Source organism: Bradyrhizobium sp. 76 (assembly GCF_023073025.1).
GTDB lineage: Bacteria > Pseudomonadota > Alphaproteobacteria > Rhizobiales > Xanthobacteraceae > Bradyrhizobium.
Genome location: NZ_JADPIS010000059.1, coordinates 345379 through 372202 on the forward strand (window position 1 = coordinate 345379; position 26824 = coordinate 372202).

26 protein-coding genes are annotated in these 26824 nt (G+C 64.3%); 12 read left to right on the forward strand and 14 right to left on the reverse strand.

What is annotated here, in order from left to right; translation table 11 throughout:
• Window positions 1–16: 16 nt before the first annotated feature.
• On the reverse strand, window positions 17–421 hold the full coding sequence (gene flgB / locus IVB48_RS14105; protein WP_027518914.1) for a flagellar basal body rod protein FlgB: 405 nt from the start codon (window positions 419–421) through the stop codon (window positions 17–19).
• Between the two features lie 351 nt (window positions 422–772).
• On the opposite strand from flgB, the gene IVB48_RS14110 reads away from it, so the two are divergent.
• From IVB48_RS14110 to IVB48_RS14120, 3 genes are all read left to right on the forward strand, one after another.
• Window positions 773–1744: a flagellar biosynthetic protein FliO gene (locus tag IVB48_RS14110; protein ID WP_247287334.1), complete on the forward strand. Its 972-nt coding sequence runs from the start codon at window positions 773–775 to the stop codon at window positions 1742–1744.
• Window positions 1741–2502, forward strand: a complete 762-nt coding sequence (fliP, locus tag IVB48_RS14115) for a flagellar type III secretion system pore protein FliP (RefSeq protein ID WP_027567605.1) — start codon at window positions 1741–1743, stop codon at window positions 2500–2502. The genes IVB48_RS14110 and fliP overlap by 4 nt, the downstream gene beginning before the upstream one ends.
• Before the next feature lie 197 nt (window positions 2503–2699).
• Window positions 2700–3905 carry a multidrug effflux MFS transporter gene (locus IVB48_RS14120; protein ID WP_247400441.1) on the forward strand — a complete coding sequence of 402 codons (1206 nt, stop codon included), beginning with the start codon at window positions 2700–2702 and terminating at the stop codon, window positions 3903–3905.
• Window positions 3906–3997: 92 nt separating this feature from the next.
• Here IVB48_RS14120 and IVB48_RS14125 read toward each other — a convergent pair whose 3' ends face one another.
• From IVB48_RS14125 to fliL, 5 genes are all read right to left on the reverse strand, one after another.
• The gene (locus IVB48_RS14125) at window positions 3998–7819 is read right to left on the reverse strand and encodes a tetratricopeptide repeat protein (protein ID WP_247400443.1); all 3822 of its coding nucleotides are present in this window, start codon (window positions 7817–7819) and stop codon (window positions 3998–4000) included.
• A gap of 63 nt (window positions 7820–7882) precedes the next feature.
• The gene (locus tag IVB48_RS14130) at window positions 7883–8641 is read right to left on the reverse strand and encodes a flagellar protein FlbB (RefSeq protein ID WP_027567602.1); all 759 of its coding nucleotides are present in this window, start codon (window positions 8639–8641) and stop codon (window positions 7883–7885) included.
• A gap of 9 nt (window positions 8642–8650) precedes the next feature.
• Window positions 8651–9097 (reverse strand): DUF6468 domain-containing protein, encoded by a 447-nt coding sequence (locus tag IVB48_RS14135; RefSeq protein WP_027567601.1) that lies wholly within the window; start codon window positions 9095–9097, stop codon window positions 8651–8653.
• A complete protein-coding gene (fliM, locus tag IVB48_RS14140; protein WP_027567600.1) occupies window positions 9094–10296 on the reverse strand; it encodes a flagellar motor switch protein FliM in 1203 nt (400 codons plus the stop codon). Before fliM ends, IVB48_RS14135 begins: the two co-directional genes overlap by 4 nt.
• Window positions 10297–10315: 19 nt before the next feature.
• Window positions 10316–10816 carry a flagellar basal body-associated protein FliL gene (gene fliL / locus IVB48_RS14145; protein ID WP_247287339.1) on the reverse strand — a complete coding sequence of 167 codons (501 nt, stop codon included), beginning with the start codon at window positions 10814–10816 and terminating at the stop codon, window positions 10316–10318.
• Between the two features lie 379 nt (window positions 10817–11195).
• Between fliL and flgF the strand changes: the two genes are divergently transcribed.
• Genes flgF through flgH form a run of 4 tightly spaced genes read left to right on the forward strand, consistent with a single transcriptional unit; the run spans window position 11196 to window position 14683 of the window.
• Window positions 11196–11957: a flagellar basal-body rod protein FlgF gene (gene flgF, locus IVB48_RS14150; protein ID WP_247400445.1), complete on the forward strand. Its 762-nt coding sequence runs from the start codon at window positions 11196–11198 to the stop codon at window positions 11955–11957.
• Window positions 11958–11973: 16 nt separating this feature from the next.
• The gene (flgG, locus tag IVB48_RS14155; RefSeq protein ID WP_007602131.1) at window positions 11974–12762 is read left to right on the forward strand and encodes a flagellar basal-body rod protein FlgG; all 789 of its coding nucleotides are present in this window, start codon (window positions 11974–11976) and stop codon (window positions 12760–12762) included.
• Window positions 12763–12772: 10 nt separating this feature from the next.
• Window positions 12773–13912: a flagellar basal body P-ring formation chaperone FlgA gene (gene flgA / locus IVB48_RS14160; protein WP_247400447.1), complete on the forward strand. Its 1140-nt coding sequence runs from the start codon at window positions 12773–12775 to the stop codon at window positions 13910–13912.
• A 3-nt stretch (window positions 13913–13915) separates the two neighbouring features.
• Window positions 13916–14683: a flagellar basal body L-ring protein FlgH gene (gene flgH, locus IVB48_RS14165; RefSeq protein WP_027567596.1), complete on the forward strand. Its 768-nt coding sequence runs from the start codon at window positions 13916–13918 to the stop codon at window positions 14681–14683.
• A gap of 255 nt (window positions 14684–14938) precedes the next feature.
• Here the strand turns inward: flgH and IVB48_RS14170 are convergent, their stop codons facing one another.
• From IVB48_RS14170 to IVB48_RS14180, 3 genes are all read right to left on the reverse strand, one after another.
• On the reverse strand, window positions 14939–15718 hold the full coding sequence (locus IVB48_RS14170) for a fumarylacetoacetate hydrolase family protein (protein WP_247400448.1): 780 nt from the start codon (window positions 15716–15718) through the stop codon (window positions 14939–14941).
• Between the two features lie 519 nt (window positions 15719–16237).
• Window positions 16238–16603: an RNA polymerase-binding protein DksA gene (gene dksA, locus IVB48_RS14175; RefSeq protein WP_008554760.1), complete on the reverse strand. Its 366-nt coding sequence runs from the start codon at window positions 16601–16603 to the stop codon at window positions 16238–16240.
• A gap of 216 nt (window positions 16604–16819) precedes the next feature.
• Window positions 16820–17431, reverse strand: a complete 612-nt coding sequence (locus tag IVB48_RS14180; protein ID WP_247400449.1) for an NAD(P)-dependent oxidoreductase — start codon at window positions 17429–17431, stop codon at window positions 16820–16822.
• A 149-nt stretch (window positions 17432–17580) separates the two neighbouring features.
• Between IVB48_RS14180 and IVB48_RS14185 the strand changes: the two genes are divergently transcribed.
• Entirely contained in the window at window positions 17581–17952 is a 372-nt protein-coding gene (locus tag IVB48_RS14185; protein WP_247287345.1) for a helix-turn-helix domain-containing protein, read from the forward strand.
• Between the two features lie 4 nt (window positions 17953–17956).
• On the opposite strand, the gene IVB48_RS14190 is transcribed toward IVB48_RS14185, so the two are convergent.
• Window positions 17957–18370 (reverse strand): flagellar assembly protein FliX, encoded by a 414-nt coding sequence (locus tag IVB48_RS14190; RefSeq protein WP_247287347.1) that lies wholly within the window; start codon window positions 18368–18370, stop codon window positions 17957–17959.
• A 270-nt stretch (window positions 18371–18640) separates the two neighbouring features.
• On the opposite strand from IVB48_RS14190, the gene IVB48_RS14195 reads away from it, so the two are divergent.
• From IVB48_RS14195 to IVB48_RS14210, 4 genes are all read left to right on the forward strand, one after another.
• A complete protein-coding gene (locus tag IVB48_RS14195) occupies window positions 18641–19765 on the forward strand; it encodes a flagellar basal body P-ring protein FlgI (protein WP_007602120.1) in 1125 nt (374 codons plus the stop codon).
• On the forward strand, window positions 19765–20130 hold the full coding sequence (gene flgJ, locus IVB48_RS14200; RefSeq protein WP_027567592.1) for a flagellar assembly peptidoglycan hydrolase FlgJ: 366 nt from the start codon (window positions 19765–19767) through the stop codon (window positions 20128–20130). The genes IVB48_RS14195 and flgJ overlap by 1 nt, the downstream gene beginning before the upstream one ends.
• Window positions 20131–20141: 11 nt before the next feature.
• Window positions 20142–20639 (forward strand): hypothetical protein, encoded by a 498-nt coding sequence (locus IVB48_RS14205; protein ID WP_247400450.1) that lies wholly within the window; start codon window positions 20142–20144, stop codon window positions 20637–20639.
• A 159-nt stretch (window positions 20640–20798) separates the two neighbouring features.
• On the forward strand, window positions 20799–21158 hold the full coding sequence (locus IVB48_RS14210; protein WP_027567591.1) for a hypothetical protein: 360 nt from the start codon (window positions 20799–20801) through the stop codon (window positions 21156–21158).
• A gap of 3 nt (window positions 21159–21161) precedes the next feature.
• Here IVB48_RS14210 and IVB48_RS14215 read toward each other — a convergent pair whose 3' ends face one another.
• The 4 genes from IVB48_RS14215 to IVB48_RS14230 form a co-directional block, all read right to left on the reverse strand.
• The gene (locus IVB48_RS14215) at window positions 21162–21305 is read right to left on the reverse strand and encodes a hypothetical protein (protein ID WP_247400451.1); all 144 of its coding nucleotides are present in this window, start codon (window positions 21303–21305) and stop codon (window positions 21162–21164) included.
• Complete coding sequence (gene flaF, locus IVB48_RS14220; protein ID WP_007612319.1) at window positions 21302–21670, reverse strand: flagellar biosynthesis regulator FlaF; 369 nt, start codon at window positions 21668–21670, stop codon at window positions 21302–21304. The genes IVB48_RS14215 and flaF overlap by 4 nt, the downstream gene beginning before the upstream one ends.
• A gap of 290 nt (window positions 21671–21960) precedes the next feature.
• Window positions 21961–24249: a DUF1522 domain-containing protein gene (locus IVB48_RS14225; protein ID WP_247328448.1), complete on the reverse strand. Its 2289-nt coding sequence runs from the start codon at window positions 24247–24249 to the stop codon at window positions 21961–21963.
• Between the two features lie 214 nt (window positions 24250–24463).
• A complete protein-coding gene (locus IVB48_RS14230) occupies window positions 24464–26737 on the reverse strand; it encodes a DUF1522 domain-containing protein (protein ID WP_247400452.1) in 2274 nt (757 codons plus the stop codon).
• Window positions 26738–26824: the final 87 nt, after the last annotated feature.

Here is a 26824-nt window from a genome sequence, read left to right on the forward strand (position 1 = left end):
TGCGCTTCCTCTAGCTCTAGCCTTTGCCGATCGCGGTCTTGAGCAGGTGCAGGCTCTTCGAATAGAGCGAGGTTGCCGCCGCATAATCCATCTGGTTGCTGGCGGCCTTCATCATCTCCTCTTCGAGATTGACGGCGTTGCCCGCGGGGCGGGTCTCAAAACCGGCATTCTTGTTCTGGTCGAATCCGGAGGCCGCGCCTGACGGCGCCATGTGGGAACCGCTGGTGCGGGTAAGCGCCAAGGGGCCCATCGAACCCGTGACGGCGCCAGCCTTGTCCAGCTTCGGCTCGACCAAGTCGCGCGGCCGGAATTTGGGCGTGTCTGAATTGGAGACGTTCTCGGACAGGACGCGCTGGCGCTCCTGGTGCCATTGCATCTTGGTGCGAAGCGCCGATAGCACCGGAAGATCGTTGATGGACATCGTTGCGGCTCCTTCCGCCTCGCAGGACCCGTGGTCCGAAGCTAGGCAGAATTTGCCGCCTGTATGGTTAACAGCTGGTTAAGGAGGTCGCAGGCAGTTGTCCCCCGCCGGGACACGAATGCGCATGCCCCGTGATTCTACGCCTCCGAAAGCGGCATTAACCCAACCGCTTGGCGGCGCGTGCACAGGCCAAGAAGTCGTTTTGGATCGAGCGATTCATGGGTTATTAAGAGTTGGGGACGGCAAAACTTGCCGTGGGACGTTAAGAAATCGCAGTTTGGGGCAACGTAAGCCGGTGGTTGGCGCATCTGACCACGGGCCCGAGACAAGCGCCATTTGTCGGGGACAAGTATGCAAGGCAGCCCTATCACCTTCATCGTCGCGTTCATCGTCGTTCTGGCGTTGATCGGCGTCGCTGCATGGCTGGTTCGCCGATTCGCCACCAGCCGGCTCGGCGCCAACACCCAGCGCGGCCGGATGCCCCGGCTCGCCGTGATCGATGCCGCCGCGGTCGACGGCCGCCGCCGCCTGGTGCTGGTCCGGCGTGACAATGTCGAGCATCTTCTGATGATCGGCGGCCCCACCGACATCGTCGTCGAACCCAACATCGTGCGCGCGGCGCCCGGCCGCGACCAGCTCCCGCAGCGCCCCAACGCGGCCGAGCCGCCGCGTCTTGCGCCGATGCATGATAGCAGCAGCTGGGCCGACGAAGCACCGCGGCCCGAACTGCTCGATCATCCCGAGCCGCACATGCCCGAGCCGCCACCGCGACCCACGCGCCCCTCCTTCGCCGACGAAGTGCGCCGGCCGGCTCCCGCGATGGCCGAACGCCGCAACGAGCCGCCATTGGGCGGCTTCACCTCCGAGCCGATCGCGCCGCGCCCTGAGCGCGAGCTGCGTCCCGAACCTGTTCCGCCGCGCGTTGCGCGCAACGAACCCCCTCTGATGCCGCGTCCGCCGCGCCAGAGCGAGCCGGTGAAGGCGCCTCCGGTGCGCGCCGAGCGCGTCGCCGCGCCACCTCCGCCTGTGCCGCAGGCTCCGCCCGTTCCGCCGCCGGCGCCCGCTCCCGCAGCGCCATCGAGCGCCGAGCAGAATCTCGCCGAGATGGCGCAGCGGCTCGAAGCTGCGCTGCGCCGCCCCGCCGGCGAGGCGCTTGCCCCTCCGGTCGCGCCGGAGCCCCCGACCGCTCCCCCGCGTGTGGCCCGCAGCGAGCCGCCGGCACCGCCGGCCCCTCCCGCAAAGCCGGCCCCGGAAAAGACCAGCTTTGAAAATCTCGAAGACGAGATGGCCTCGTTGCTCGGCCGTCCGAAGCCGTCTTCGTGAGGCTGCCGGCCCTCCCGCGTAGAGTTTTTTTTCTTTCTGTCCTGATCGGCGCGGCTTCGCTCGCGATGCCGGCGCATGCGCAGGACATCAGCATCAATCTCGGCGGCGGAGGCGCTGGCGGTGGCGGCGTCACCGAGCGCGCGATCCAGCTGATCGCGCTGCTCACGGTGCTGTCGATCGCCCCGTCGATCCTGATCATGATGACCTCGTTCACGCGCATCGTGGTCGTGCTGTCGCTGCTGCGCACCGCGATGGGCACCGCGACCGCCCCGCCGAACTCGGTGATCATCGCGCTGGCGATGTTTCTCACCTTCTTCGTGATGGGACCCGTCCTGCAGAAATCCTACGACGAAGGCATCCGTCCGCTGGTCGCCAATCAGCTCGGCGTCGAGGACGCGCTTCAGCGCGCCTCCGTCCCCCTGCGCGGCTTCATGCAGAAGAACGTGCGCGAGAAGGACCTCAAGCTGTTCCTGGATCTCTCCGGCGAGCCGCCGCCCGCCACTCCCGACGACCTCGGATTACGCATCCTCGTCCCCGCCTTCATGATCTCGGAGCTGAAGCGCGCCTTCGAGATCGGTTTTCTGCTGTTCCTTCCGTTCCTGATCATCGATCTCGTCGTCGCCTCCGTGCTGATGTCGATGGGCATGATGATGCTGCCGCCGGCAACCATCTCGCTGCCGTTCAAGCTGATCTTCTTCGTGCTCGTCGACGGCTGGTCGCTGGTGGCAGGGAGCCTGGTGCAGAGTTACGGGGGGTAGCGGGGCCCGGGGAGCGGTCACCGCCCCTATCCTCCGGCCCAAGGCTTGTAGGCGTACACTTGAGCTTACCAGCGCAAAGGGGGAAGCCTGCCACCGTGAGCGCGTTCGGCGGCTCGTGACATACCGGACTATGCTCAGGTTGCGCATTCAATGGGTGGTTGATATGATGATTATCATCCATTGATCCGAAGCGGCTTATGACCAGCAACGTCGAAGACCGTCCGCTCGCTCGAGCCGTGCCGCTTGGTCTTCAGGTCGCCGTTCTTGCTGCGTTGTCTGCGAGTGGCACGTTGGCCACCAACATTCTGTTGCCTTCGCTACCGAGCATCGCCGTCGCGGTAGGCGTCTCCAGCGCTCAGGTAACCTCAGCTATCACCATATTCCTCGCCATGTTCGCGGTCGGACAACTTGTTGTCGGTCCGTTGTCGGATCGTTTCGGCCGGCGCATACCCGTGATGATCGGGTTTGCTGTATTTTTCGCAGGTAGCATATGGTGCGCGTTAGCCAATGATTTGGCGGCACTATTGATTGGTCGCGTTGTGCAGGCCGGTGGCGCATGTGCCACGTCTGTCCTTTCGCGAGCTATCGCAAGAGATCTTTTTCAGGGCGAAAAGCTAGCGCGCGTGCTCACGTTTGTTATGGTTGCGATGGCAGCGGCGCCCGGATTCTCGCCCCTGGTCGGTGGCGCGCTGGATCATTTTTTTGGCTGGCGTTCAGCATTTGTGTTCGTCGGAATCTTCGCCGTCGTCGCCGCTTCAGCATTTCTTGCGGCTTTCGGAGAAACGCACCACGCGCCACGCGCCGAGTTCGATTCCTCGACCATCGTCAAGAACTACTTGTCACTATCGACTGACCGCCGTTTCTTGGTTCCTGCCGCAACCGTTAGCCTCATCTTAGGTGCGCTGTTTGCAATGTTTTCGGCGTTGCCGCGAGTCTTGATAGAAGGCCTCGACTTCACACCCATGCAACTCGGCCTGTTCTTCGCAGGCACTGTCATGGTCGTCTTTAGCGCTGGCATTATCGCTACAAAAATCGTTCCGCACCTTGGTCTCGACCGATCGATTTGCATCGGCCTCGCGCTGGCCTGTGTCGGTGGCGGTATGGTGTTGCTATTCGCGCTTCTCGACGGGCGCTTTTTGCCATTTCTTGTCGGCGCATGCGTATTCCTGCTAGGCATGGGTATGGTCAATCCGCTCTGCAGTGCGCAAGCTCTTTCGCCATTCGGCGATCGCGCCGGTGCTGCCTCGGCCCTGTTGGGTTTCTGGCAGATGTTGGCCGCGGCGCTGGGGGTATCGCTTGCGGCGGTGATCGCAAGGAATCCCATGATCGGGCTTGGTCTCGTGCTAGTGCTTGCCTCGACCTTGGCCTCGGCAATTTATCAGGTCCGGGTAAAGCTCAATTAAGCCCGCGCCCCGGGCGATAGGATTCGGCGCTGCCCGTCACTTCGAGAGCTTGCTCACGAGACCTGTCGCGAGGCCCGGAAGGAGCAGCGATCCTACCGCGTCATCTTGATCTGCCGCACCACCGGGATCGTGGGCAGCGAGCCGGTATGGTCGGATTCGTCCTTGGCCTGGGGAGAGGCCGGCGCGCGCGCGGTGGCGTCGGGGAAGCGCTGCTTCATCTCGCGCAGGAAGCCGTCGAGCGTGTCGACGCTGGCAGCCAGCTTGGCGATATCGGCAAACTCCGCGCTGGAGGCGCCGGTCGGTTTGCTCGCGATGTCGAACGCGAGCCGATCGGCGCTCTCGCTCATCAGCGGCGCATATTTCTCGCGGAAGCGCGACATGCCAATCGAGTCGTCGGCGAGCGCATAACCGACGGCGGCGCGGATGATGTCGCTTTTCTCCACCGCGTTGAGCGGCTTGAAGTCGCGGAAGCGCTCGCCGTAATAAAGCTCGATCTGCTCGGCGGATTCACGCCAGCGCCGCGCCGCCCAGAAGATGTCGGAGCGTAGGCGCAGCACTTCGCGCCCTGTAACGTTGGAGACGATGTCGAGCGCGAGATCGTGGCGGCCGACGTCGCTCTGGGCACGCGCCTCCAGCAGCAGGCGTTGCTGCCTGAGCTCGCCTGAGAGGTCGCTGATACGGCTCGCGCGCAACGCCGTGATCGCCATGTCGGGTCTGCGGTTGGCGAGATAGATCATGGACAGGCGTGCGGCGACTTGTGCACGCGCCGCGCCTTCGAGGCGGTGGTCGACCTGGTATTGCAGGAGCTCGGCGGCCTGATCAAGCAGGTCGATCGAGGCGAGACGGTCGGAGAGGCGTCGGATCAGTTCGTCGCCGCGGCGGCCGATCGGCGTCAGCTCGCGGAACTCGTAGAACATCCCCAGCGCTTCGATCGGCGGCAGCTCGTCGCCCTTGGGCCCCAGGAAGATCTGCGTGAACAGGTCGGAGGCGAGGTCCTGCGCCTGGCGCGAGGCTTCCGCGTTCGGCTGCAGCTTTGTCGCGGTACGCGCCGCGGTGAGCGCGTCCCGGTAGCGCCCGTTCTCGGCAAACATCTGCGACAGCATCTGGAGCGTCTTGACCTCGATCGAGTCGCCGCGCCAGGTCATCGAGAGCGTTTCGAGCTCGCGCAGCGCGTCTTCCTTGCCGATCTCGTCGCGCTTCTGCCGCAGCGCGACCTCGAGCTGCTTGGCCTCGGCCGCAGCCGGCCGGTCGGACGAGCCGACCGCGAACTTGTAGTCGTCGAGCGCGTCCTTGTCGTGTCCGAGCGCCTCGGCGAGCCGGCCGCGCAGCACGGCGAAGCCGGGCGCGGCCTCGGGCGAGACGCCGACCACCTCGAGCTCGCTGCGGCGCTTGGAGGCGCCGGCATAGTCCTTCACCTCGAGCGAAGCGCGCATCGCCTCCATCGTCACGATGCGCTGGATGTCGAGCGGCAGCGAGGCGATGGCGAACTCGACGTTCTTGAACTTCTCGCGCGCGTCCGCCCATTTGCCCTGGCGCGCATAGGCGAGCGCCTTCCAAAGCTGGGAATCGTGGCTGTTGCCGATCACGGGGTTGGCGAGGTCCTTCAGGCCCTGCGCCGGCCGGCCGATCAGGATGCTCGCGATCGCATGCATGATCAGCGCGCCGCTTTCCTCCTTGTTGAGAGGATCGGCCAGCATCAATTCGGTGACTGCCTTGGCCTCGTGATACATCGCGCGCGACATGTAGAATTGCGCAAGGTCGAGCCGCGGCAGCGAACGCATCGCCGGTTCGACGTTGGAGATCGCCGTGATCAGCTCGTTCTGGCGCGCTATGAAATTTTCCGACTGGCCCTTGCGCCAGCCTTCGGGGCTGAAGACCGGCCGCACCGCGGTCGGCGCGCGCTCGGCCGAGATGTCGACCGGCGACAGCGTCAGCCCGCCCTTCTTGCCGAGGATGACCTTGTCGGCCCCGACCTCGACGCCGACCTCGTCGGAATTTGGCCGGATCGCGATGCCATGCGCGGATTCCAGCAGCGCGAGATCAACGAGATCCTGCCGCTTGATGAAGCCGCGCACCGGCCGCTGTGCGGTGATGACATAGAGCGTATCGCCGGCATCGGGATCGGTGAGCTTGTGCAGGAGCCCCGGATTGGCGAAGGGGATCGCGATGTTGGCAAGCGCCGGGTCGGTGATGTTGCGCGAGATCATCAGCGGCAGCGGCGTCGCCTGGATCTTGTCGGCGAGGGTCAAGAGCCAGTTGGTCTGCTTGCCGACCTCCTCGCTCGTCAGCGAATAGACCAGCGGCCGGGTGAGACGGATGCGCACCGCCTGTCCCTTCTCGAGCGGGACGCGGCCGACTTCCCCGATCATCGCACCGCCCCTGGTGCGGATCGCCTCGACGTCGATCGGCTTCGCCGTATCGAACACCAGCCAGACGGTATCGCCACGGCGGAACGCCGCCGCAGGCGTTGCGACCTGAAGCGGAAAGGTCACACGCAGGCCGTCGCTGTCGCGGCGGACATCGACGCTGGCACCACTCGGCTGCGGAGCTGCGGGCGCCTCTGCTGGAGCAGCCTTGAGGGCCTCCGTGGCCGGCTCCTTGACGGGTTCCTTGACGGGTTCCTTGGCAGCTTCCTTCACGACCTCTTGAGGCGCTTCGGCCATGACCGGCTTGGCGGGCGCGACCGCAGTTTCTGCAACTGGCGCGACCGTCTTTGAAACTTCCTTGACCGCTTCTTTGACCGCTTCCTTGGGCGCTTGCGCAGCGTGCGCAGCTTCGACCGCAGGAGCCGGCAGCGATTTCGGCGCTTCAGCGGGCGGCATGGCGGAGGGTGCTTCCGGCTTCACCTCGGGCTTGACGTCGATCCTGGCTTCGCGCGCGATCGTCTCGGACGTCGGCGGCGCGATCTCGCGATGCGCGTCCTTCGGCTTCTCGACCGCCGGCTTTTCAGGTGCAGGCGCCGGTCCATGGGCGGCGGGCTTGGCCTGCGCGATCGCAGCCTCGGCCGAATTGGCCATCTTGCCCTTGTCCGGCTGGAAGGAGATGTCGACGACGTAGTTCTTCTCGTCGCGGAAGGAATGCACGTCGGAATCGCCGATCAGCGCGATCTCGACACTGGTCTGGTCGATGTCGGCCTTCTGCTTGATCGAGGCGACGTTCGGCGGCGCTGCGACGACCGCGTCCGCCAGATCGAAATTGAGGTTGGCGTTGAAGGCGAGCGTGAGCTTCTGCTCGTTGAGCACGGAGGACACCCCGACGCCGTCGGGCATCTCGAACACGAAGCGGACGAAGGTCGGCTGGACCGAGGCGCGCACGCGGATCTGCGGACGCTTCTTGCTCTCCGCCGCGGCGCGCTGGGCGCGTAACGCGCGTTCGGCGACGCGCGCGCGCTCGGCGAGTTCCTTGACGACGTCCATCGGCAGGCTCGGCGGCGGCCCCTTCCAACCCTCCGGCAAGAGGTCGATGAAGGTTCGCTCGCCGGCATTCATGGTGTTGACGGTGACGCGCCGCGCCAGCGACAGCCGGATGGCGCCGCCGTCGGGATCGCGGCGGGCGGAGTTGACGTACTCGGGCGCGCCTTCCGGGACGCGGTCGACGGGCACGTCGACCGCCCGGTCGAAGCGGATGACGAGAATGGAGCCGGCCGTCGTCACCTCGGAGGGGACGTCCTCTCCGAGCTTGATCACGAGACGGGCAAAGCCGCCGCCGGCCGAGAAAGTCGCCTCGCCCCGGATCGCATCGGCCGCCCGGACAGGCGTCGTGAAGCCGATCAGCAGGCTCGCTGCCAGCAACGGCGCCGCGCGGACATGACGCGACAGCCTCCGCGCCAGGGCGCGGGCTCGCGACACAAATCCAGCGGCAGCCTCTCGCGCCATTGGCGGCATTTCTTCCGGTTCGACGGTCCACGCCGGCATTGCTGCCGGCCCCTGCCCCAGACTGTAGATTTTGGCAATTAAGGACTTCTTAAGTATGAGCCCTCAATTCGGCTTTTGCGTCGGCTTGCCGTCGATCTTGGGCAGCTCGCCGGCCGAAGCGGACTGATCGCCGCCGCCATTGGCCCGGCGGGCCATCTCGACCGTCAGCCGCTCGGCGGCCTCCGGGGACATCAATCCCATGATGTCTGACATTTTTCGTGGCGCGATCTGCGAGGCGATCTCGATCAGCACGCCCATCTCGAGCCGGTCAAAGACTCGCGCGGCGTCCTTGGGTTTCATGCCCTCATACATGGTCACGAGGCCCTTCATGCGCTGGGCTTCGGCGGCCTTCTGCTCGGCCTGCGTCGCGGAGATACGGGTTTCTACCGCTTTCATCTCCTCGACCTTGTTTTCGATGCGCTTTTCGGCGGATTTCAACAGGCTCTCGCGGATGTCGATCTCGCGCTGGCGGGCCTCGATCTCCTGGCGACGCGACTGCAGGCGTTCCAGGATCGCGCGCTCCGAGGCGGAGATCTGCGGCTGGGCTTCCTCCTTGACCGCCGCGCCTTCGGACTTGGTGTCCGGTGCGGCCGGCTTCGGCGCCTCCTTCGGCGCGCCATGGGTCGAGCCGGTGATATCGGGATCTTCGCGGCTGGCCGGGAAGTTCAAATTCTCTTGCGCCCAGGACTTCTTGGTCGGGCTCTGCTTGTAGTCGAAGACATAGCCGCCATTGATCACAAGACCCGTGACCTTCAGCGTGGCGAGGCCAGCGACGGCAACCAGCACGATCGGAATGACGCGGATGTTGCGAAAAGACTTCATACCCTGACTTTATGCGGCAAGACCGTTGGATCGTCGGCGTTCGGAGAAGGCTTCGGCCGCAGCCGCCACCGCCTTCGCCGACGAGGGCTTGGCTGCGGGCGCGGCGAGCATTTCCGGGTTCGTCACGGGGCGCGCGGCGATTGCGATCTTGGACAGCCGCCGCACCACGTTGTCGGCTTCGCCGAGTTGCTTGTAGAGCTGCTCGGACATCTGGGTCGCCGACGCAAGCTGGCTGCCGAGGTTCTCGTTGACGTCGCGCACGGCGAGCTTCAGTCCGCCGATCGCGCGCTCGGCGATCTCGGTTGCGGTGATCAGCTCACCGATGACCGCCTTCAGCGAATGCTCGTCCGCCTTCAGCCGCGTCAGTCGCTTGTTGAGCGTGACGCAGTAGACGATGGTTAGCATCAGCAGGATAGCCACCAGCGTCTCGATCGCCATTCCTAGGGAGTGGTTCATGGGGCCTCCATCATCTTGTTCTGCTCGTCGACCTTTTCGAACATCGCAAGTGTCGTACTTGGCTTGCGCAAGGGTTTCGTCACCCGTATCGCGACGCGGTCGCCGACCCGGCCCATGCGTCCTTCGGTGATGGTGACGTCGCCGCAGCGAACGGTGACGTTGGCATCCGCGCGCATGTCCAGCGGCAGCGTGTCGCCGACCTTGAGCCGCATCAGCTGCTTGAGTGGGATGTCGGCTTCGTAGAGCACGGCGTCGACGGAGATCTCGGCCTGGACGATCTCGGTGGCGAAATGACCTTCCCAGATCTGGTCGCGGCCGAACTTTTCGCCCATGAACATCTGGAGCAGGACGCCCCGGATCGGCTCGATGGTCGCGTAAGGCAGCAGGAGCTCGATGTTGCCGCCGCGATCTTCCATGTCGATGCGCAGGCGCACCAGGATCGCGGCGTTGGCAGGACGGCTGATCGCGGCGAAACGCGGGTTGGTCTCGAGCCGGTCGATGGTGAAGGTCACCGGCGAGAGCGGCCTGAACGCCTGTTCGGCATCGGCCATGACGACTTCGACCAGCCGCTTGACCAACTCTGTCTCGATCGTGGTGTAGGGCCGGCCCTCGATGCGCAGCTGGCTCGAGCCGCGGCGGCCGCCGAGCAGCACGTCGATCATCGAGTAGATCAGGCTGGAATCGACCACGGCCATGCCGAAATTGTCCCACTCTTCGGCCTTGAAGACAGTGAGGACGGCGGGCAGCGGGATCGAGTTCATGTAGTCGCCGAAGCGCACCGAGGTGATGCGGTCGAGCGAGACTTCGACGTTGTCGGAGGTGAAATTGCGCAAGGAGGTCGTCAGCAACCGCACCAGGCGGTCGAAGACGATTTCGAGCATCGGCAGACGCTCGTAGGAGACCATCGCCGAATCGATGATGGCGCGAATGCCGGAATGATCGTCGAGCGTGACGTCGCCGACCGCGAAGCCGAGGAGGTTGTCGATCTCCTCCTGCGACAGAACCCGTTCGCCGGAATTCTTGCCGGCGCCGAGATCGCGGCTGCCATCCTCGACCATGGCCGCCCATTGCAGGGCCATGGTCTCCGATAGTTCGTTTTCGGCAGCAGCCTTCGCGGCCTCGGCGGGATCCTCGGAATCGAGCGAGGCCTCCCATTGGGCGGCAATTGCATCCTGGTCTGGTTGGTCGGTGCCTGCCATGATCCCTAGCCCGTCATGCTCACTGGATCACGACTTCCTTGAACAGCACCGCGCTGACCTGGACCGGAGCGACCGCCGCGTTGACGCGCTTGGTCAGCTCTTCCTTGAGGCGGAAGATGCCGGCGGAACCGTTGAGGTCGGAGGAGCGCAGCTCGCGCGCATAGGTCTGGAAGATGTCGGTGATGCGCGGCATCGTCGGCTTGATCGCCTCGACCTGCTTCTCTTCCTTCAGCTCTAGCACGATCTTGAGCTTCAGATATTGCACGCGCTCGCCCGGCGCGCCGGCGAGGTTGACCATGATGTCTGGAACCTCGACGAAAGACGGCGGCTTCGGCGGAGGCGCCGCCTCGGCGTGATGCTCGTCGTCGCCGTGGCGGAAAAAGAAGAACCAGGTTGCGGCGCCGCCGCCGAGAACGGCGAGCAGGCCTACCGCCATGATCATCAGCTTGAACTTGTTCTTGGGCGGAGCAGCTTGCGCGCCCTCAGCGGCTGCGCCGCCTTCCGCTTCATTCTCTGCCATGATCGCCGCGCTCGCTCATCTCTCAAAGGGGTCGAAAGAGCGAAGCTCCTGGCAGACAGTGACGCGATACAAATGCCCCAGCGCAGTGCTCCTCTTACGCCCAAACGCTACGGTAATAATGGTTAACGGAACCTTTCGATTGGGCCTTCGCTAGGAAAAATCTGCCGGGCAAACATGGCTAACAGACCGTTTCTGCCGCCTCCCCGCGCCCTCGAAAAATAGACAAGTCTCTGAAATTACAATCTTTTTCGGTTTGGCACGAGTTTCGCTGAGAAAGGATCGAGACCCTGGGTTTGGGAGAACCCGAGGTCTCGTTCACGGGATCGGCCAATGCGCTTGGGAGAGCGAGCTGGCGGATCTCACTCAGGGGAGATTTCCGATGCAGAACGCGCTTCTGATCGGCTTGTCACGACAGATGACGTTGGAACGGCAGATGGATGTCATCGCCAACAACGTCGCCAACGCCAACACCAACGGCTTCAAGGCCGACCATTCGTTGTTCGAGGAGTACCTCAACTCGAACGCGCGTGAGGACAATTTCGTCGGCTCCGACCGCCGGGTCTCCTATGTGCAGGACCGCGGCACCTTCCGCGACGTCGGCCAGGGGCCGATGGAGCCGACCAAGAATCCGCTCGACATGGCGATCAGCGGCAACGCCTATTTCGCCGTGCAGGCCAATGGCGCCGAGCGCTACACCCGCGACGGCAAATTCTCGCTCAACAGCACCGGCCAGCTCGTCACCTCCGACGGCAACCTCGTGCTGGGCACCGGCGGCCCGATCACCTTCCAGCCGACCGATCACGACATCAACGTCGCGCCGGACGGCACCGTCACGGTGCTCGAGGGCACGGCCAAGAACGACTCGATCCGCGGCAAGATCCGCATGGCCTCGTTCGACGATCCGGCCAAGCTGACGAAGCTCGGCGCCAACCTTTACAACATCGGCTCCGCGGTCTCGCAGGCCGACACCAAGTCGACCGTGCAGCAGGGCTATGTCGAGAAGTCGAACGTGAACTCGGTCGGTGAGATGAGCCGCATGGTCGAAGTCATGCGCAGCTACACCGCCATCGCCAACCTGCTCCAGCAGCAGAGTGACATGCACAAATCGGCGATCGAGAAGCTCGCCGACGTTCCGGCCTGATTGAGGGAGAACTGACATGCAGGCGCTTCACACCGCAGCAACCGGAATGGCGGCACAGGAACTCAACGTTCAGGTGATCTCCAACAACATCGCGAACCTGCGCACCACCGGCTTCAAGAAGCAGACCGCGGCGTTCCAGGATCTGATCTACGAACACGTCCGCCGGGTCGGCGCCCAGTCATCCGACCAGGGCACGATTCTGCCGGTCGGCGTCGATATTGGCGGCGGCGTCAAGACCGTCGGCACCCCGCGCAGCATGACCCAGGGCACGCTGTCGCAGACCGGCAACGACCTCGACATGGCCATCACGGGCGAAGGCTTCTTCAAGATCCTGATGCCCGACGGCAGCTACCAGTACACCCGCGACGGCACCTTCCAGATGGACAATCAGGGGCGCATCGTCACCGCGCAGGGTAACCCGGTGCAACCGACGATCACGATCCCGAACAACGCCTCGGGCCTCACCATCAACGTGCAGGGCCAGGTCTCGGTGACGCTGCCGGGTTCGTCGACCTCGGCCGTCCAGGGCCAGATCGGCCTGACCCGATTCATCAACAAGGCGGGCCTCCAGCCGGTCGGAAACAATCAGTTCACCGAGACGCCCTCCTCCGGCCCGCCGCAGGACGGTACCGCGAGCTCCGAAGGTTTCGGCAATATCACCCAGAGCAGCCTCGAGCAGGCCAATGTCGACGTCGTCTCGGAAATGAGCGACCTGATCGCCGCCCAGCGCGCCTACGAGATGAACGCCAAGGTGATCAGCGCCGCCGACCAGATGATGCAGTCGACCACGGCGTTGTTCCGCTGAGGTGATGACGATGATCCGGACCACCCTCGCCACCATCTCCGCTCTCCTCGTGCTGGCGCTGCCCGCACGGGCCGCCGACGATTTCATCGCGACGCCGACGCTGCGCGCGAGCATCACCGTGACCTCGGACGTGGTGCGGGTCGGCGATCTCATCGACAATGCCGGCTCGGCCGCGCTGATCCCGCTCTACCGCTCGCCCGATCTCGGCACCACCGGTGCGCTGCCAGTCGCCCAGGTGCTGGCGGTGTTGCGCGCAAAACAGGTGATCGGCGTGATGACCGGCGACATCAAGGAGGTCCAGGTCACCCGTCTCGCCCGCACGCTCGTGAACAAGGACCTCGAAACCGCGGTCGCCTCGGCGCTCGAGCACCGCTTCGGACTTGGCGACGCCGCCAACATCACCGTCACGTTCGACCGCGGCATTGCCGACATGCGGTTGGATGCCTCCAACACCGGCGTGCTGCAGCCAGTCGCAACCCGCTACGACGCCCGCAGCGGCCGTTTCGACATCGCCTTCGAGATCAACAACGACAACAATCCGGCACCGACCAAGCTGCGTTTCACCGGTACCGCGATCGAAACGGTGGAAGTGGCCGTGCTGACGCGCGACATCGATCGTGTCGATCTCCTGAAGGCCTCCGACGTCGCCATGGAACGCCGGCCGAAGGCCGAGGTCACGGGTGAGGCCGCCTCGCGAGATCGCACGCTCGGCATGCAGCTCCGCCGGCCGATGCGGGCGGGGACGCCGATCCGCGTCGCCGACATCGTCAAGCCCGACTTCGTGCAGCGCGACCAGAACGTCACCGTCATCTACCAGGTCCCCGGAATCTACCTCACCACGCGCGGCAAGGCGATCGAGAGCGGCGCCGAGGGCGACACCATCAGCGTGCTCAACCTGCAGACCAAGCGCACGCTGAGCGGCGTCGTCACCGGCCGCGGCCAGGTGACGGTCCAGGGCGCCAGCCAAGCCGCGCCGATGCCGGCTGCGGTCGAACAGACCTCGTCGCTCAAGCGTGACGAGGCGCCCGCCCCGGTCGATACCGCAGCCCTCGTCCGGAACCTGGTCCAGACCCCGGCATCCCCGAACCAGATCGCGCAAGCCCAGATCCCGCAAGTTCGCGTCTCGCAAGCTCCAGCCAAGTCAGAGTAAGTCATGTCCAGGTTCAGTTCGGCTTTTCGTCCCCGTCGCATCGCGATCTCTGCCCTGCTGCTGGCGACTTGCGCGCTGGCGAGCGGCTGCTCATCGATCGACCGTTTGTCGCAGATCGGCGAGCAGCCGAAATTGTCGGCGATCGACAATCCGACGACGCAGCCCGGTTACAAGCCGGTGCAGATGCCGATGCCGAAGCCGGAAGTCGCCTCCTACAATCCGAACTCGCTGTGGCGGAACGGCAGTCGCGCCTTCTTCAAGGACCAGCGCGCCCATCAGGTCGGCGATCTCCTTACGGTGGCCGTGAACATCACCGACAAGGCCAACATCGAAAACGACACCCAGCGCAGCCGCACCAACAAGGAAGATTCCGGGATCACCGACTTTATCGGAGCCAAGACATTGGGCGCCCAAGCGCAGAAGGTGTTGCCCGGCCGCATCCTCACCGCCGACTCGACCGCGTCTAGCGAGGGCAAAGGAAGCGTGGACCGCAAGGAAGCGTTGCAGACCAACGTCGCGGCCGTCGTCACCCAGGTCCTGCCCAACGGCAACCTCGTGGTCGAAGGCAAGCAGGAAATCCGCGTCAACTACGAAATCCGCGAGCTCATCGTCGCCGGCATCGTCCGTCCCGAAGACATCCAGAGCGACAACACCATCGATTCCACCAAGATCGCGCAGGCCCGCATCGCCTACGGCGGCCGCGGCCAGATCATGGACGTGCAGCAACCGCGCTACGGCCAGCAAGTCATGGACGTGCTGCTGCCCTTCTAAGCTTCTCCCGAGCTCCCACATCGTGTTCGCGAACCTAGGCGCGGACGACGATGTACGACGCGGCCCTCGCTAGCTCCCCTGGCGAGGGCCGCATGTATTTTGGCGATGGTGCCGCTGCGTACAGCCGGCCAGATGCGCGATCGTAGCGGCACCGCTGCCCCAACCTCCGTCATTGCGAGCGCAGCGAAGCAGTCCAGGCTGCCACCGCGGAGGGACTCTGGATTGCTTCGCTGCGCTCGCAAGGACGCGGAGAGATCACGTAAACTCCGCCTCCACCGTACCCAGTCCGTCCAGTTCCACCCGCACCTTGTCGCCGGCTTTCAGCCACAGCGTCTTCACCAGGCTCCCTGTGAGAACGAGCTGGCCCGCGTGCAGACCCTTGCCCTCGGCGGCGAGATGGTTGGCGAGCCAGGCGAGTGCGTTGTGCGGATGGCCGAGCACGTCGGCGCCGGTGCCGTGGCTCACCTCTTCGCCGTTGACGATGGCGCGGCCTTTGACCGCCTTCAGGTCCGGCACCGACGAGCGCGGCACGACCTCGCCCAGCACGCAGCCGGCGGCGAAGAAATCGTCGGCGATCAGCGTCGGCGCGCCCATTGTTTCCCACTTCACATAGCGGTCGTCGACGATCTCGATCGCGGGATGATAGGCCTCGACGGCTTCGCCGACCCATTCGGCCGTGAATGGCGCCTCGCCGGCGGCGAGATTGCGCTTCAGCCGCACCGCGATCTCGCATTCAACGCCGACGCGGACAAAATCGGCAGCCGCGAGCCGCACGCCGCTGTCGTGCACGCCCTTCTGGAACACGCCGCCGCCGCAGGGGTGTGGAATGCCGATGTAATCCTGCATCACCTGGCTGGTGCAGCCGATCTTGTAGCCGACGAGCGGGCCGGCATGCGGCAGCAGCAGATCGTGCAGCGCGCGCTGGACCTGATAGCCCTCGGCTTCATCGGCGGGAGGAACTTCGAGCGCCGCGAGCGGCGCATGGTTGCGGCGTGCCAGCGCGATCGCCTTTGCGGCTGCGAGAATTCTGTCCATCGGCGCCCGCTCCTACACACCACAATCGAGGGCGGCACTTCAGCATCCCCGCCGGGGCGTGACAAGCGCAGGGGGCCGCGCGGCAGCACGTCATTGCCGGCCCAAGCTGGATGAGATGCGGACGCTGGCCGGCCACATCACGGCAAGCCTCACGGGCGGCGCCGGCGTTTAAGGAAATATTGAGCTGGTCCGGGCTTTATGAGGATGCGTACCCTGCAGCGTCGCACCAGGCCTGATTGCAGCAACGCGTGAAGCTGCTGGATCAGTGCCTCAGCATTCGAGTCGATGTCCTTGATGCGACTCGCAAAACCTCCCGCACCTGAAGTGAAGGCTGTTTCTCATCCGAACTCACGTGAGCTCGGAGGAGTTGAGTCTAGCCCATTGATCGCGATTCACTTTTCGTGATTGCGCTCGCGCGTCGAACGCGCGGTTGCAAGCGACAGGCAAAATGCTGATCACGGCGCGAAAAGGCGCACCTTGCGTTCAAAAACAAAGAGCCGCATCGCTGCGGCTCGGACTCTATTCGTCGCGATAGACCTTCTCGCGTTTCTCGTGGCGCTCCTGCGCCTCCACCGAGAGCGTCGCGATGGGACGGGCCTCGAGCCGCTTCAACGAGATCGGCTCGCCGGTGTCCTCGCAATAGCCGTAGGTGTTGTCCTCGATACGCTGGAGCGCGGCGTCGATCTTGGCGATCAACTTGCGCTGGCGGTCGCGGGCACGGAGTTCGATGGCGCGGTCGGTTTCGGACGATGCCCGATCGGCGAGATCGGGGTGGTTCACGTTCTCCTCCTGCAGGGCTTGCAGGGTGAGCTTGGACTCTTTGAGGATCTCATCCTTCCAGGCGAGGAGCTTCAAGCGGAAGTACTCCTTCTGCCTGTCGTTCATGAAAGGCTCTTTTTCGGTCGGTCGGTAGTTTTTCAACTTTTCCAAGGGCGGCCTATCTGTCTAAGCAACGACTCGTACGCGGAACGGGGTCCGCTGAGCGGGGCGTTATATAGCGGCCTCCTGTGACAGACAATGTTTCCCTGATAGCCCGACCGGCGCCCCCAAGCCCTTGCACAGGAAAGGTTTATCCTGAAGGGCCCGGGAGCGGCCGTAGGCCTAGTAGCCGACCGTGAAACGTTGCCTCGCATGGGCCGGTCGCTCGATCTCGTCGGCGAGCGCGATGGCGTAATCCGCGAAGGTGATCCAGCTTTTGCCGTTCGCATCTGCGAGAAGCTGATCGGTGCCAAGCCGGAACTTGCCGGTGCGCTCCCCCTCGATGAACAGGGCCGACGGCGAGATGAAAGTCCAGTTCAGTGCCTTTTCCTGCCGCAGCAGGTCGAGAAAGGCCGAACCCGCCTCCGCCTCAGCCTTGTACTGAGGCGGAAAACCGGGAGTTGTCACCAGTTTGACGCCCGGAGCGACCTCCAGGCTACCGGCTCCGCCGACGACGAGGTAACGACCAACCTTCGAGTCCTTGGCCGCGCCGATCAGCTTGAGCGCGTCGCTGGCCAGGAAGTGTACGGAACTCACGGCGACGTCGTGCCCGGCCCACAACTTGGCAAGGCCTGACTGGTCGAGCACGTCCCCCTTGGTGGGCGTGACGTTCGGCAAGGCCGCGATCTTCTCGGGGTTGCGGGCGATGGCCGTAACCGTGTGGCCGCGATGGGACAGTTCTTTGGTGATCTCCGACCCGGCCCGGCCCGAGGCGCCGGCAACTGCGATTTTCATGGAAGGTTCCTTCGCTTCTGTAGTAACCAATGGTGACTAGATATCGCAAAGAGCGCTGGTGTTAAGAGAGCACTTTGTGCTTACCTGATTACGCAGGAGTAACCGGCGGCGGCCGGCAAATGAGCGGAATGGATCGTGAGGACCCGACGATGAAGCCAGACGTCTATGCAGCGAACTGCCCCACGCGACAGATCCTCGACCGCGTGGGTGACAAATGGGCGGTGCTGATCCTGCTGCTGCTGCGCGAGGAACCGATGCGCTTCAATCAGTTGCGCCGCACGATCGAAGGCATTTCGCAGAAGATGCTGAGCCAGGTTCTCAAGTCGCTCGAACGCGACGGATTGATCAAGCGTCACGCCATCGCAACCGTGCCGGTGACCGTGGAATACTCGATCACGCAGCTCGGCGTGACGCTCGCCGCAGCCGTCGATCCGCTGCGCGATTGGGCCGAACAGAATCTGAAAGACGTGCTCGCCGCCCAGCGCCGCTACGACGCGCACCTGAAGGATGAAGCGGCGTAGGACCCTATGCCTGCCCGGCCTTGGCGAGCTCGACCTCGACTCGCAGCTCGATCTCCGACAGCACCGAATCCAGGCCGGAGTCGCCGGAGGACGATTTCAGGTTTGCCGCAGCGTCACGCAGCCGCATCACGGTCGAGGCGTCGAGCTTGCCCGAGAGAAGTCCCATTTTGAGATCGTCGAGCACATCGAGCGCGGTCTTTCCGCGCACGACCGAGCGCTTGCGACGCTCGATCGGATCCTCTTCGATGCCTTGCAGCGCCAGCAGCCCGTCGATGTTGGCGGCCGCCTTCGGTGCGGCGGCGCCTCGCGTCTCCGGCGCCGACGAGGTGTCGGGTAGCACGAAGCCGCCGGAGCTCGTCCGCCTAGCCTGGCTGGCCGGCGTTCCAAGCATGGTGCCGTTCGGTCCGTAGATGCGCATCGGAAGCAATCCGGGTGATCGATGCGCCACATTCGCCGTTTTATGGTTAACGGCCCGTAAACAGCCCGGCAAAATCTGCCGACGGGCGGCAGTTTCGCTCCTCAGGGACAACACCGGCTGAGGTCGCTCGAAACAGATTTATTCAACCTATTCAGCGACCTACCCCCGCTGCCCCGAGTTGGCACAGCGCTCGCAAGGACAGCGTCGGACCAGCTCGTCATGGGAGTGTCGTGATGGTCCTTTGATTTGAGGAGCCTCGGGGAGCAGAGGATGCCAAGCGTTCGTTGGGTGAGACTTGTGGGGGTGGCCTGCGCCGCGCTGTCAGCGCTGGTGCTCTCGGTCAATTCTGCAAGCGCGACATCGCGCATCAAGGATCTCGCCAACATCGAAGGCGTGCGGCAGAACCAGCTCATCGGCTACGGCCTCGTCGTCGGTCTCAACGGCACCGGCGACACCCTCAACAACATCCCCTTCACCAAGCAGTCTCTGCAAGCGATGCTCGAGCGCATGGGCGTCAACATCCGGGGCGCCACCATCCGCACCGGCAACGTCGCCGCCGTGATGGTGACAGGCAATCTGCCGGCCTTCGCCACCCAGGGCACGCGCATGGACGTCACCGTCTCCGCGCTCGGCGACGCCAAGAATCTCCAGGGCGGCACCCTGCTCGTCACCCCACTCCTCGGCGCCGACGGCAACGTCTATTCGGTCGCACAGGGCTCACTCGCGATCTCCGGCTTCCAGGCCGAGGGCGAGGCGGCGAAAATCGTGCGTGGCGTGCCGACGGTCGGACGCATTGTCAACGGTGCCATCATCGAGCGGGAGATCGAGTTCGCGCTCAATCGCCTGCCGAACGTTCGGCTTGCGCTGCGCAATGCCGACTTCACCACGGCCAAGCGGATCGCCGCCGCGATCAACGACTATCTCGGCGTCAAGACCGCCGAGCCGATCGACCCATCGACCGTGCAGCTTGCGATCCCGCCGGAGTTCAAGGGCAACGTCGTCGCGTTTCTCACCGAGATCGAGCAGCTCCAGGTCGATCCGGATCTCGCCGCCAAGATCATCATCGACGAACGCAGCGGCATCATCGTGATGGGCCGCGACGTCCGCGTCGCCACCGTTGCGGTCGCACAGGGCAACCTCACCGTCACGATCTCCGAGAGCCCGCAGGTCAGCCAGCCCAACCCGCTGTCGCGGGGGCGGACCGTGGTCGCGCCGCGCAGCAGCGTCAGCGTCACCGAGGACGGCAAGAAGTTCGCCGTGGTCAAGGACGGCGTCTCGCTTCAGCAGCTCGTCGACGGCCTCAACGGTCTCGGCATCGGCCCGCGCGATCTCATCAGCATCCTGCAGGCGATCAAGGCCGCCGGTGCGATCGAAGCCGACATCGAGGTGATGTGATGCAGACCGGCATGGTCAACACCGCACGGGTCGCCAGCTCCGCCTTCTCGGTGGAGAGCCGCAACGGCCGGCCGGACTTCGATCTCGCCGCGGCACTGCAAAAGGTCCCGCCGAAGCAGCAGGCCAAGGCGCAGAAGATCGCCACCGACTTCGAGGCGATGTTCCTCAACAGCATGTTCTCGCAGATGACCTCGGGCCTGAAGGGCGAAGGCCCGTTCGGCGACACCCCTGGCACCGGCGTGTGGCGCTCGATGCTGACGGAGCAATATTCCAAGAATTTCGCCAACGCCGGCGGCGTCGGCATCGCCACCGACGTCTATCGCACCCTGATCATGCAGCAGGCAAAAACGATCCGCACGGCATAAGGTCAAACGAGATGAACCACTTCAACGCCTCGCGTCAGCCGGTGCAAGCGCAGCGCCCGAACACCGCACCCGGCAACGCCGAGGCGCGCAAGATCGCCGAGCAGTTGATGGATGCGATGAGTGCGCTGCTCGGCCTGATCGAGCGCGAGACCGAGCTCGTGCGCGCCGGCCAGGTCCGCGAGGCGATGACCCTCGAAAGCAAGAAGCAGGAGCTGTCGCGAAACTATGTCGGCGCCGTCACCCAGTTGAAGGCGAACCAGACCCAGCTCGCCAAATCCGCGCCCGAGCTGCTCTCGACGCTGCATCGGCACCACGATGCATTCCGCGCGATGCTCCAGGTCAATCTCACCGTGCTCGCAACCGCTCACGCCGTCTCGGAGAGCGTCGTGCGCGGCGTCAACGCCGAGATCCAGAAGCGCAACGTGCCGAACACCTACACGGCCGCGGGACGCCGCGCCGCGCCGGGCCCACGCCACATCACGCCGCTCGCGGTCAGCCGCTCGCTCTGAGCGCGCGCAACAACAAGCGACAATTTTACGAAAAACCGCGCGGCAACATCGTCGCGCGGTTAGGCACGTTTCCTTACCGGGTGTTCAATCCTGGTGTTCCATGGTTGCGTATTGAGAGGGGTTGGGATTTGACTCACGTGAGGCAACCAGGAGGCTGCCATGAGTACAGATTTCAGCATCAGGCCGGTGGGGATACCGGTCGCCGTGCAGATCGTAACGACGTCCAATGCGGCGGCGAACGAAGCCGTGCAAACCGATCTGCCCGTGAGCCAGACAGTGGCCGCTGGCGAGGCGAGCGCGCCTGCACGCAATGATTTGCGAAGCAGCGAGAACGTCTCACGCCAGGTCGTGTTCGACCAGGCGGCGGCGTCGTTCGTCTTCCAGGTCGTCAACGACAGGACCGACGCGGTGGTCAACCAGTTCCCCGACGAAGCAATGCTGCGCCGGCGGGCCTATTTTCATGCGCAGGATTTGAAATCCGAGCCCTCGCGTCCGGCCAGCACGGACCGCAGCGCCTGACCATCAGGCGTCGAGCCTCGCAACGGCAACATCGAGATCGCTCGAACCGGTCGCGGGACCGGTGACGACGTTCCTGATCTGCGTCTTGCCGGTATCCGTCAGCGTGAATTTGCTGTTGCCGAAGCGGAACGAGCCGTGCTCGATCACGGACGGCCGGACAGACCAGCCGCGATATTGCGGTTGATCTCGATCAGCGGACGGAAGTGATCGAACTGCGGGCTCATCTGCAGCGCGGCGGTCTGGCTCAGCACGAACACGCTGATGTTGGCGATCTTCTGCCGGACGTCGATCGGCTGCGGATTGTTCTCGCGCATGGCCTCGCTCAGGAAAATCGTCCAGAGCTTGCGATTGAACATCAGGGCCTGCGTGGTCTGCTCGCTGAACGGCTCGGCGCTGTTGATCGCATCCTGAAGCTTGTTCGCGGCCTTGAGCAGGGTCTGCGCTTCGATGTCGCGAGGAGATGCGGTGGTCGTTGCAACACGCGCGTAGGCCGAGGCAGCGGAATTCGACATCAATCACACCCTGGAGGTTACCTAGCGCGTTGAACGCGCTTAAGGATTTCTTTCCTGACCCTAGGCAGCACCGCTTAAGATTTGCTTACATGTGTGCTTGGAAGCACTCCGGATTATTACGGGTCTCGGAGTTCTTCGTCATCGTGAAGCTAGACGCGCATGTGCACGCTGTAAACACGTCGCGCGTGGTGCGCGTCGATCTCAGCTAATCCTGCCTTAGCGATCTCAGTAAAATGAACGGCGGAGCGTTAGCCCCGCCGCGAAATCGATGAGCGACCTGCGCCGCGAAATTAGCGGAGCAGCTGCAGCACGCTCTGTTGCGACTGGTTGGCCAGCGACAGCGCGGACACCGCGATCGACTGGCGGGTCGACAGCGCCTGGCTGTTCGCCGCTTCCTCGTTGGTATCGGCCAGCGTCAGGTTGGCCGAGCCGGTCTGCAGAACGTTGATCAGGTTCTTGGAGAAGTCCTGACGCACCTGCACGATCGACAGATTCGAACCGAGCGAAGAACCCTCGGAGCGCAACGTGCTCGAGGCGGCATTCAGGCTGGCCAGCACCTTGTTGGTGGCACCGTTGTCGATGAAGTCCGTGCCCGGAACGAGATTGCTGAGACCCAGGCCGGCCGCGTTGAACACCACGCCGTTGATGCCGAGCGTCGAGCTGCCGTTCTCGTTGAAGACCAGCTTCAGCGTGTCGCCGTTGAGCAGGTTGACGCCGTTGAAGGACGAGTCCTGCGAGGTCGTGTCGATCTGCGCCAGGATGTTGTTGAACTGACTGACCAGGCCGGAGCGCGCGGTCTGCGCGACGGGATCCTGAATCGGGGGCTGCGCGGTGGTAAAGGCCAGCACGCCGGTGAGCGTACCGCCGACCGTGCCGCCGGCAGTACTCGAGCCGAGGGTCGAGGATGCGTACTCGTTGACGGTGGTGACCGTCAGCACGCCATTGGCGTCGATGGTCGCCGTCAGGTGGTTGGCTTGAAGCTGCACATTGAGCTGGTCGAGCGTCTTGACGGTGCCGTTGGTGCCGTCGCCGAAGGTGACGTTGACGGCCGTGCCGCCGTTGAAGGAGGTGAAGGTCAGCGTCTTGCCGCTGACCCCGCCGACACCGGAGTTACGTGCTGCGGCGAAAGCGGTCGCCGTCCCCGTATTGCCGCTGAGACCGAATGCGTTGAGCGCGTTGCCGGTGCCGGTGATCGACAGGTCGGCGTTGATGCCGGTAGAGAGCGCAAGCTGACCGCTGCTGTTGACCGACGAGGGGATCTGGCCCGCGGTGGTCGACAGCGTCGCCGCGCCGTTGAAGATGCTGGCGGTCTTGACGCCGGTGGCGAGGTCGATCGAGTTGAGCAGATCGGTGAGCGTCGCGCTCTGGAGGTAGACGGTCGAATTGCCGTTGCCGTCGGTGACGATATTGTTGTTGACGCCGCCGGAGGTCACGCTCAACGCCGACTGGGGCGACTGGGCGTTTTTGAAAGTGATGGTGTGGCCGTCGATGTTCAGCGTCGAGCCGTCCTGAACGAGCGAGCCGAGCGAGCCCGCGGTGGTCGATCGGTCCGCGCTCACGCTCGCATTGCCTGCGCCGGTCGCCGCGGTCAGACCGAGCTTGTTGAGGAAATCGGCCTTGCCCGTCAAGCTCAGATCGGCGCCGGTCGAACTCTTCAGCGTGACTTGGCCGCCCGTGACGGACGATGCCACCTGCAGCGTGCCGATCGGGCCGGTCGAGCCGCTGACCGTAATGGTTGCCGCGCCTGCACTGATTGCCGCGGTCTTGACGCCGCTGGCGAGGTCGATCGCGCTGAGGACGTCGTTGACAGTCGCGCCGGGCGCAGCCGGCGTTCCCTCGTAGACGATCGAATTGCCGTTACCGTCGGTGGCGATGTGCCCACTGGGGTTGAGGCCCCAGCCGGTCGGCTGCGTCGTCGGCGCGATACCGGTGCGGAAGGTGATGGTCTTGCCGTTGACCGTGATCGTGTCGCCGTCAGCGGGCGGCGCGCCGAAGGTGGTGGATGTCGTGGTGCCGACCAGCGTGGTGGTACCGGACAGTGCAGTCGTGCCGTCGGCCGCGGTCGCGGCGAACCCGACATTCGTGCCCGCGTTCGAGCCCAGCGAGGCGCCGAGCGCGGCGGTTCCCGTGACCGGGGTCACGCCACCGGCTGCGCCGGTATAGAGCACGTTGCTCTTGGCGGTCGCGCTCGCATAGGAGGTCGTGCCGCGCAGGTCGGCGGGCGTCGCACCGGGAATCGTGGTGGAGACGTTCGATTTCGTGGAATAGCCGACCGTGGTCTGCAACGCCTGGTTGGCGATCGACTTGGCGCTGTCGATCAGCTTCTGCAGCGAGGTGATGCCGGTGTTCGCGGCCTGGAGCACCTGCACACCGTTGTTGATGCCATCCAGCAGGTTGCCGATGTCGCTCGCCCGGTTGTCCAACCCCTGGGCCGTGAAGAAGTTGGTGGGATTGTCGAGCGCTGTGTTGACCTTCTTACCGGTCGACAGCCGCTCCTGCGTCGTGGCCAGCAAGTCGGCCGTCGACTGCAGCGACAACAGGTTCTGGCGAACGGACGCCGAGAGAACGATGTTGGACATTGGCGAGTCTTCCTCTTGAACCGGGTACGAATCGGCCGCGCGGTCTTGAAAGCGGGCTTTTGTCCAGTCTTAGAGGCTGTCCTTTAAAGTATGGTTAACGCCGGTTTAAGGGATAGGGTTAATGGGCGGTGAACGTCCCTGCCCCCTCCAGACGCAAAAAAGCGGCGGGGCAAATGACCCCGCCGCTCTTATTTTATTTAATGATACCAGTTACTTATCGGAGCAATTGGAGCACACTCTGCTGCGAAGTGTTGGCCAGCGACAGCGCGGAGACCGCGATCGACTGGCGGGTCGACAGCGCCTGGCTGTTGGCCGCCTCGACGTTGGTATCGGACAGCGTGAGGTTCGAAGAACCGGTCTGCAGCACGTTGATCAGGTTCTTGTTGAAGTCCTGACGCACCTGCACCACCGAGAGGTTCGAACCGAGCGCTGAGGCTTCCGAGCGCAGCGTGCTCGACGCGGCGTTCAGGTTGGTCAGCACGCGATTGGACGCGGCGTTGTCGATGAAGTCGACACCGACGGTCAGGGCAGCGAGGCCCAGACCCTTGGAGTTGTAGGTCACGCCGGTGATGTTGAGGCTCGACTTGCCGGTCTCGTCGAACACCAGCTTGAGTTGATCGCCGTTCAGCAAATTGACGCCGTTGAACGAGGAGTCCTGCGAGGTCGTGTCGATCTGGTTCAGGATGTTGTTGTACTGAGACACCAGGTTCGCACGGGCCGTCTGTGCAACCGCATCCTGGACGGGGCTGGAAGCCGTCGAGAAGGTCAGCGCCGAAGTCAGCGTGCCGCCGATGCCACCGCCTGCGACGGTCGAACCGATCGTCGAGGACGCGTAGTCGTTGGACGCCGTGATGGTCAGCCGGCCGTTGGCGTCGATCGTTGCAGCCAGATTGTTGGCCAGAAGCGCCGTGTTGAGCTGATCGAGCGTCTTGACCGTGCCGTTGGTGCCGTCGCCGAAGGTGACATTGACCGCCGTGCCGCCGTTGAACGCGGAGAAGGTCAAGGTCTTGCCGGCAATGCCGCCGACCCCGGAGGTGCGCGCCGCGGTGAATGCCGACGCACTGCCGGTGTTGCCGGCCAGCCCGAATACATTCAGTGCATTGCCGCTGCCCGTGATCGTCAGATCGGCATTGATGCCGGTCGAGAGCTTGAGCTGACCGGACGTATTGATCGTCGAGTTCGACTGGCCTGTGGCGGTCGCAAGCGTCGCGGTGCCGTTGGCGTTGATCGTCGCGGTCTGCACGCCGGTGGCAAGGTCAATCGCCTTGAGCACGTCGGCAACCGTGCCGGCCTGCAGGTAGACGGTCGAGTTGCCGTTGCCGTCGGTGAGGATGTTACCGCTGGCACCGAAGCCGCTCGGAACGCTCGGAGCACCGGTCGAGCCCGGGATCGGCGCGTTCTTGAAGGTGATGGTATGACCATCGACGTTCAGCGACGAACCGTCCGTAAGGGTTGCACCCAGCGAGGCGGCGCTCGTGGTCCGTGCGACGTTGACGGTGGCGTTGCCCGCACCGGTAGACGTCGTCAGGCCGAGAGCCTTGAGCAGGTCAGCCTTGCCGGTGACGCTGAGATCCGCACCCGTCGAGCTCTTCAGCGTGACGGCGCCACCTGCAGCGGTCGAGACGGCAGCACCTGGCTGGCTGTTGCTCACGGCGATCGTCGCAGCACCCGCGGTGATGGATACGGTCTTGACGCCGCTTGCCAGATCGATCGCGGACAAGAGATCGTTGACGGTCGCGGTGGCGAGATAGACGGTGGTGTTGCCGCTGCCGTCGGTGACGAGGTTGCCGCTGACGCCGGAACCGCTCGGAACGGCGGTCGACGCCGGAGCCGCGCCGCTGCGGAACGTGATGGTCTTGCCGTTCACGGTCACCGTGTCGCCATCGGCAGGCTGGGCGTTGCCGGCCAGGCCGGTCGCGGTCGTGCCGTTGGTGGCGATCAGGGTGATGGCGCCGGTCAGGGCCGTGGTGCCATCACCGGCCGTCGCGCCCGTGCTTGCAAAGGAGCCGATGGTGGCGCCGAGGGTCGTGGTGCCGGTTGCGGCCGTGGTACCGCCGGCCGTGCCGTTATAGAGCACGTTGCTGCTCGCAGTCGCGCTGGCAAAGGAGGTCGTGCCGCGCAGGTCCGCCGCCGTCGCACCAGCGATCGTGGTGGAGACGTTGGACTTGGTGGAGTAGCCGACGGTGGTCTGCAGCGCCTGGTTGGCGATCGACTTCGCAGAGTCGATCAGCTTCTGCAACGAGGTCAGGCCGGTGTTGGCAGCCTGCAGCACCTGCACGCCGTTGGCGATGCCGTCGAGCAGATTGTTGATGTCGCTGGCGCGGTTGTCGAGCGACTGTGCAGTGAAGAAGTTGGTGGGATTGTCCAGGGCCGAGTTGACGCTCTTGCCGGTCGACAGACGGTTCTGTGTGGTGGCGAGAAGATCAGCGGTGGACTGGAGAGACAGCAGGTTCTGACGAACCGACGCAGAGAGAACAATACCGGACATGACTCTTACCCTTCTGGTTTACGCGTCTTCGTTCGATCGCTTCAGATCGAGTGACGGGGACAGCGTGCCCCGACATGGCTAACAAAG

What these genes read in the sequence shown, in the direction of transcription:
- flgB (WP_027518914.1), bottom strand. Translation starts at nt 421, where the DNA reads ATGTCCATCAACGATCTTCCGGTGCTATCGGCGCTTCGCACCAAGATG.
- IVB48_RS14110 (WP_247287334.1), top strand. Translation starts at nt 773, where the DNA reads ATGCAAGGCAGCCCTATCACCTTCATCGTCGCGTTCATCGTCGTTCTG.
- IVB48_RS14120 (WP_247400441.1), top strand. Translation starts at nt 2,700, where the DNA reads ATGACCAGCAACGTCGAAGACCGTCCGCTCGCTCGAGCCGTGCCGCTT.
- IVB48_RS14125 (WP_247400443.1), bottom strand. Translation starts at nt 7,819, where the DNA reads ATGCCGGCGTGGACCGTCGAACCGGAAGAAATGCCGCCAATGGCGCGA.
- IVB48_RS14130 (WP_027567602.1), bottom strand. Translation starts at nt 8,641, where the DNA reads ATGAAGTCTTTTCGCAACATCCGCGTCATTCCGATCGTGCTGGTTGCC.
- IVB48_RS14135 (WP_027567601.1), bottom strand. Translation starts at nt 9,097, where the DNA reads ATGAACCACTCCCTAGGAATGGCGATCGAGACGCTGGTGGCTATCCTG.
- fliM (WP_027567600.1), bottom strand. Translation starts at nt 10,296, where the DNA reads ATGGCAGGCACCGACCAACCAGACCAGGATGCAATTGCCGCCCAATGG.
- fliL (WP_247287339.1), bottom strand. Translation starts at nt 10,816, where the DNA reads ATGGCAGAGAATGAAGCGGAAGGCGGCGCAGCCGCTGAGGGCGCGCAA.
- flgF (WP_247400445.1), top strand. Translation starts at nt 11,196, where the DNA reads ATGCAGAACGCGCTTCTGATCGGCTTGTCACGACAGATGACGTTGGAA.
- flgG (WP_007602131.1), top strand. Translation starts at nt 11,974, where the DNA reads ATGCAGGCGCTTCACACCGCAGCAACCGGAATGGCGGCACAGGAACTC.
- flgA (WP_247400447.1), top strand. Translation starts at nt 12,773, where the DNA reads ATGATCCGGACCACCCTCGCCACCATCTCCGCTCTCCTCGTGCTGGCG.
- flgH (WP_027567596.1), top strand. Translation starts at nt 13,916, where the DNA reads ATGTCCAGGTTCAGTTCGGCTTTTCGTCCCCGTCGCATCGCGATCTCT.
- IVB48_RS14170 (WP_247400448.1), bottom strand. Translation starts at nt 15,718, where the DNA reads ATGGACAGAATTCTCGCAGCCGCAAAGGCGATCGCGCTGGCACGCCGC.
- dksA (WP_008554760.1), bottom strand. Translation starts at nt 16,603, where the DNA reads ATGAACGACAGGCAGAAGGAGTACTTCCGCTTGAAGCTCCTCGCCTGG.
- IVB48_RS14180 (WP_247400449.1), bottom strand. Translation starts at nt 17,431, where the DNA reads ATGAAAATCGCAGTTGCCGGCGCCTCGGGCCGGGCCGGGTCGGAGATC.
- IVB48_RS14185 (WP_247287345.1), top strand. Translation starts at nt 17,581, where the DNA reads ATGAAGCCAGACGTCTATGCAGCGAACTGCCCCACGCGACAGATCCTC.
- IVB48_RS14190 (WP_247287347.1), bottom strand. Translation starts at nt 18,370, where the DNA reads ATGCGCATCTACGGACCGAACGGCACCATGCTTGGAACGCCGGCCAGC.
- IVB48_RS14195 (WP_007602120.1), top strand. Translation starts at nt 18,641, where the DNA reads ATGCCAAGCGTTCGTTGGGTGAGACTTGTGGGGGTGGCCTGCGCCGCG.
- flgJ (WP_027567592.1), top strand. Translation starts at nt 19,765, where the DNA reads ATGCAGACCGGCATGGTCAACACCGCACGGGTCGCCAGCTCCGCCTTC.
- IVB48_RS14205 (WP_247400450.1), top strand. Translation starts at nt 20,142, where the DNA reads ATGAACCACTTCAACGCCTCGCGTCAGCCGGTGCAAGCGCAGCGCCCG.
- IVB48_RS14210 (WP_027567591.1), top strand. Translation starts at nt 20,799, where the DNA reads ATGAGTACAGATTTCAGCATCAGGCCGGTGGGGATACCGGTCGCCGTG.
- flaF (WP_007612319.1), bottom strand. Translation starts at nt 21,670, where the DNA reads ATGTCGAATTCCGCTGCCTCGGCCTACGCGCGTGTTGCAACGACCACC.
- IVB48_RS14225 (WP_247328448.1), bottom strand. Translation starts at nt 24,249, where the DNA reads ATGTCCAACATCGTTCTCTCGGCGTCCGTTCGCCAGAACCTGTTGTCG.
- IVB48_RS14230 (WP_247400452.1), bottom strand. Translation starts at nt 26,737, where the DNA reads ATGTCCGGTATTGTTCTCTCTGCGTCGGTTCGTCAGAACCTGCTGTCT.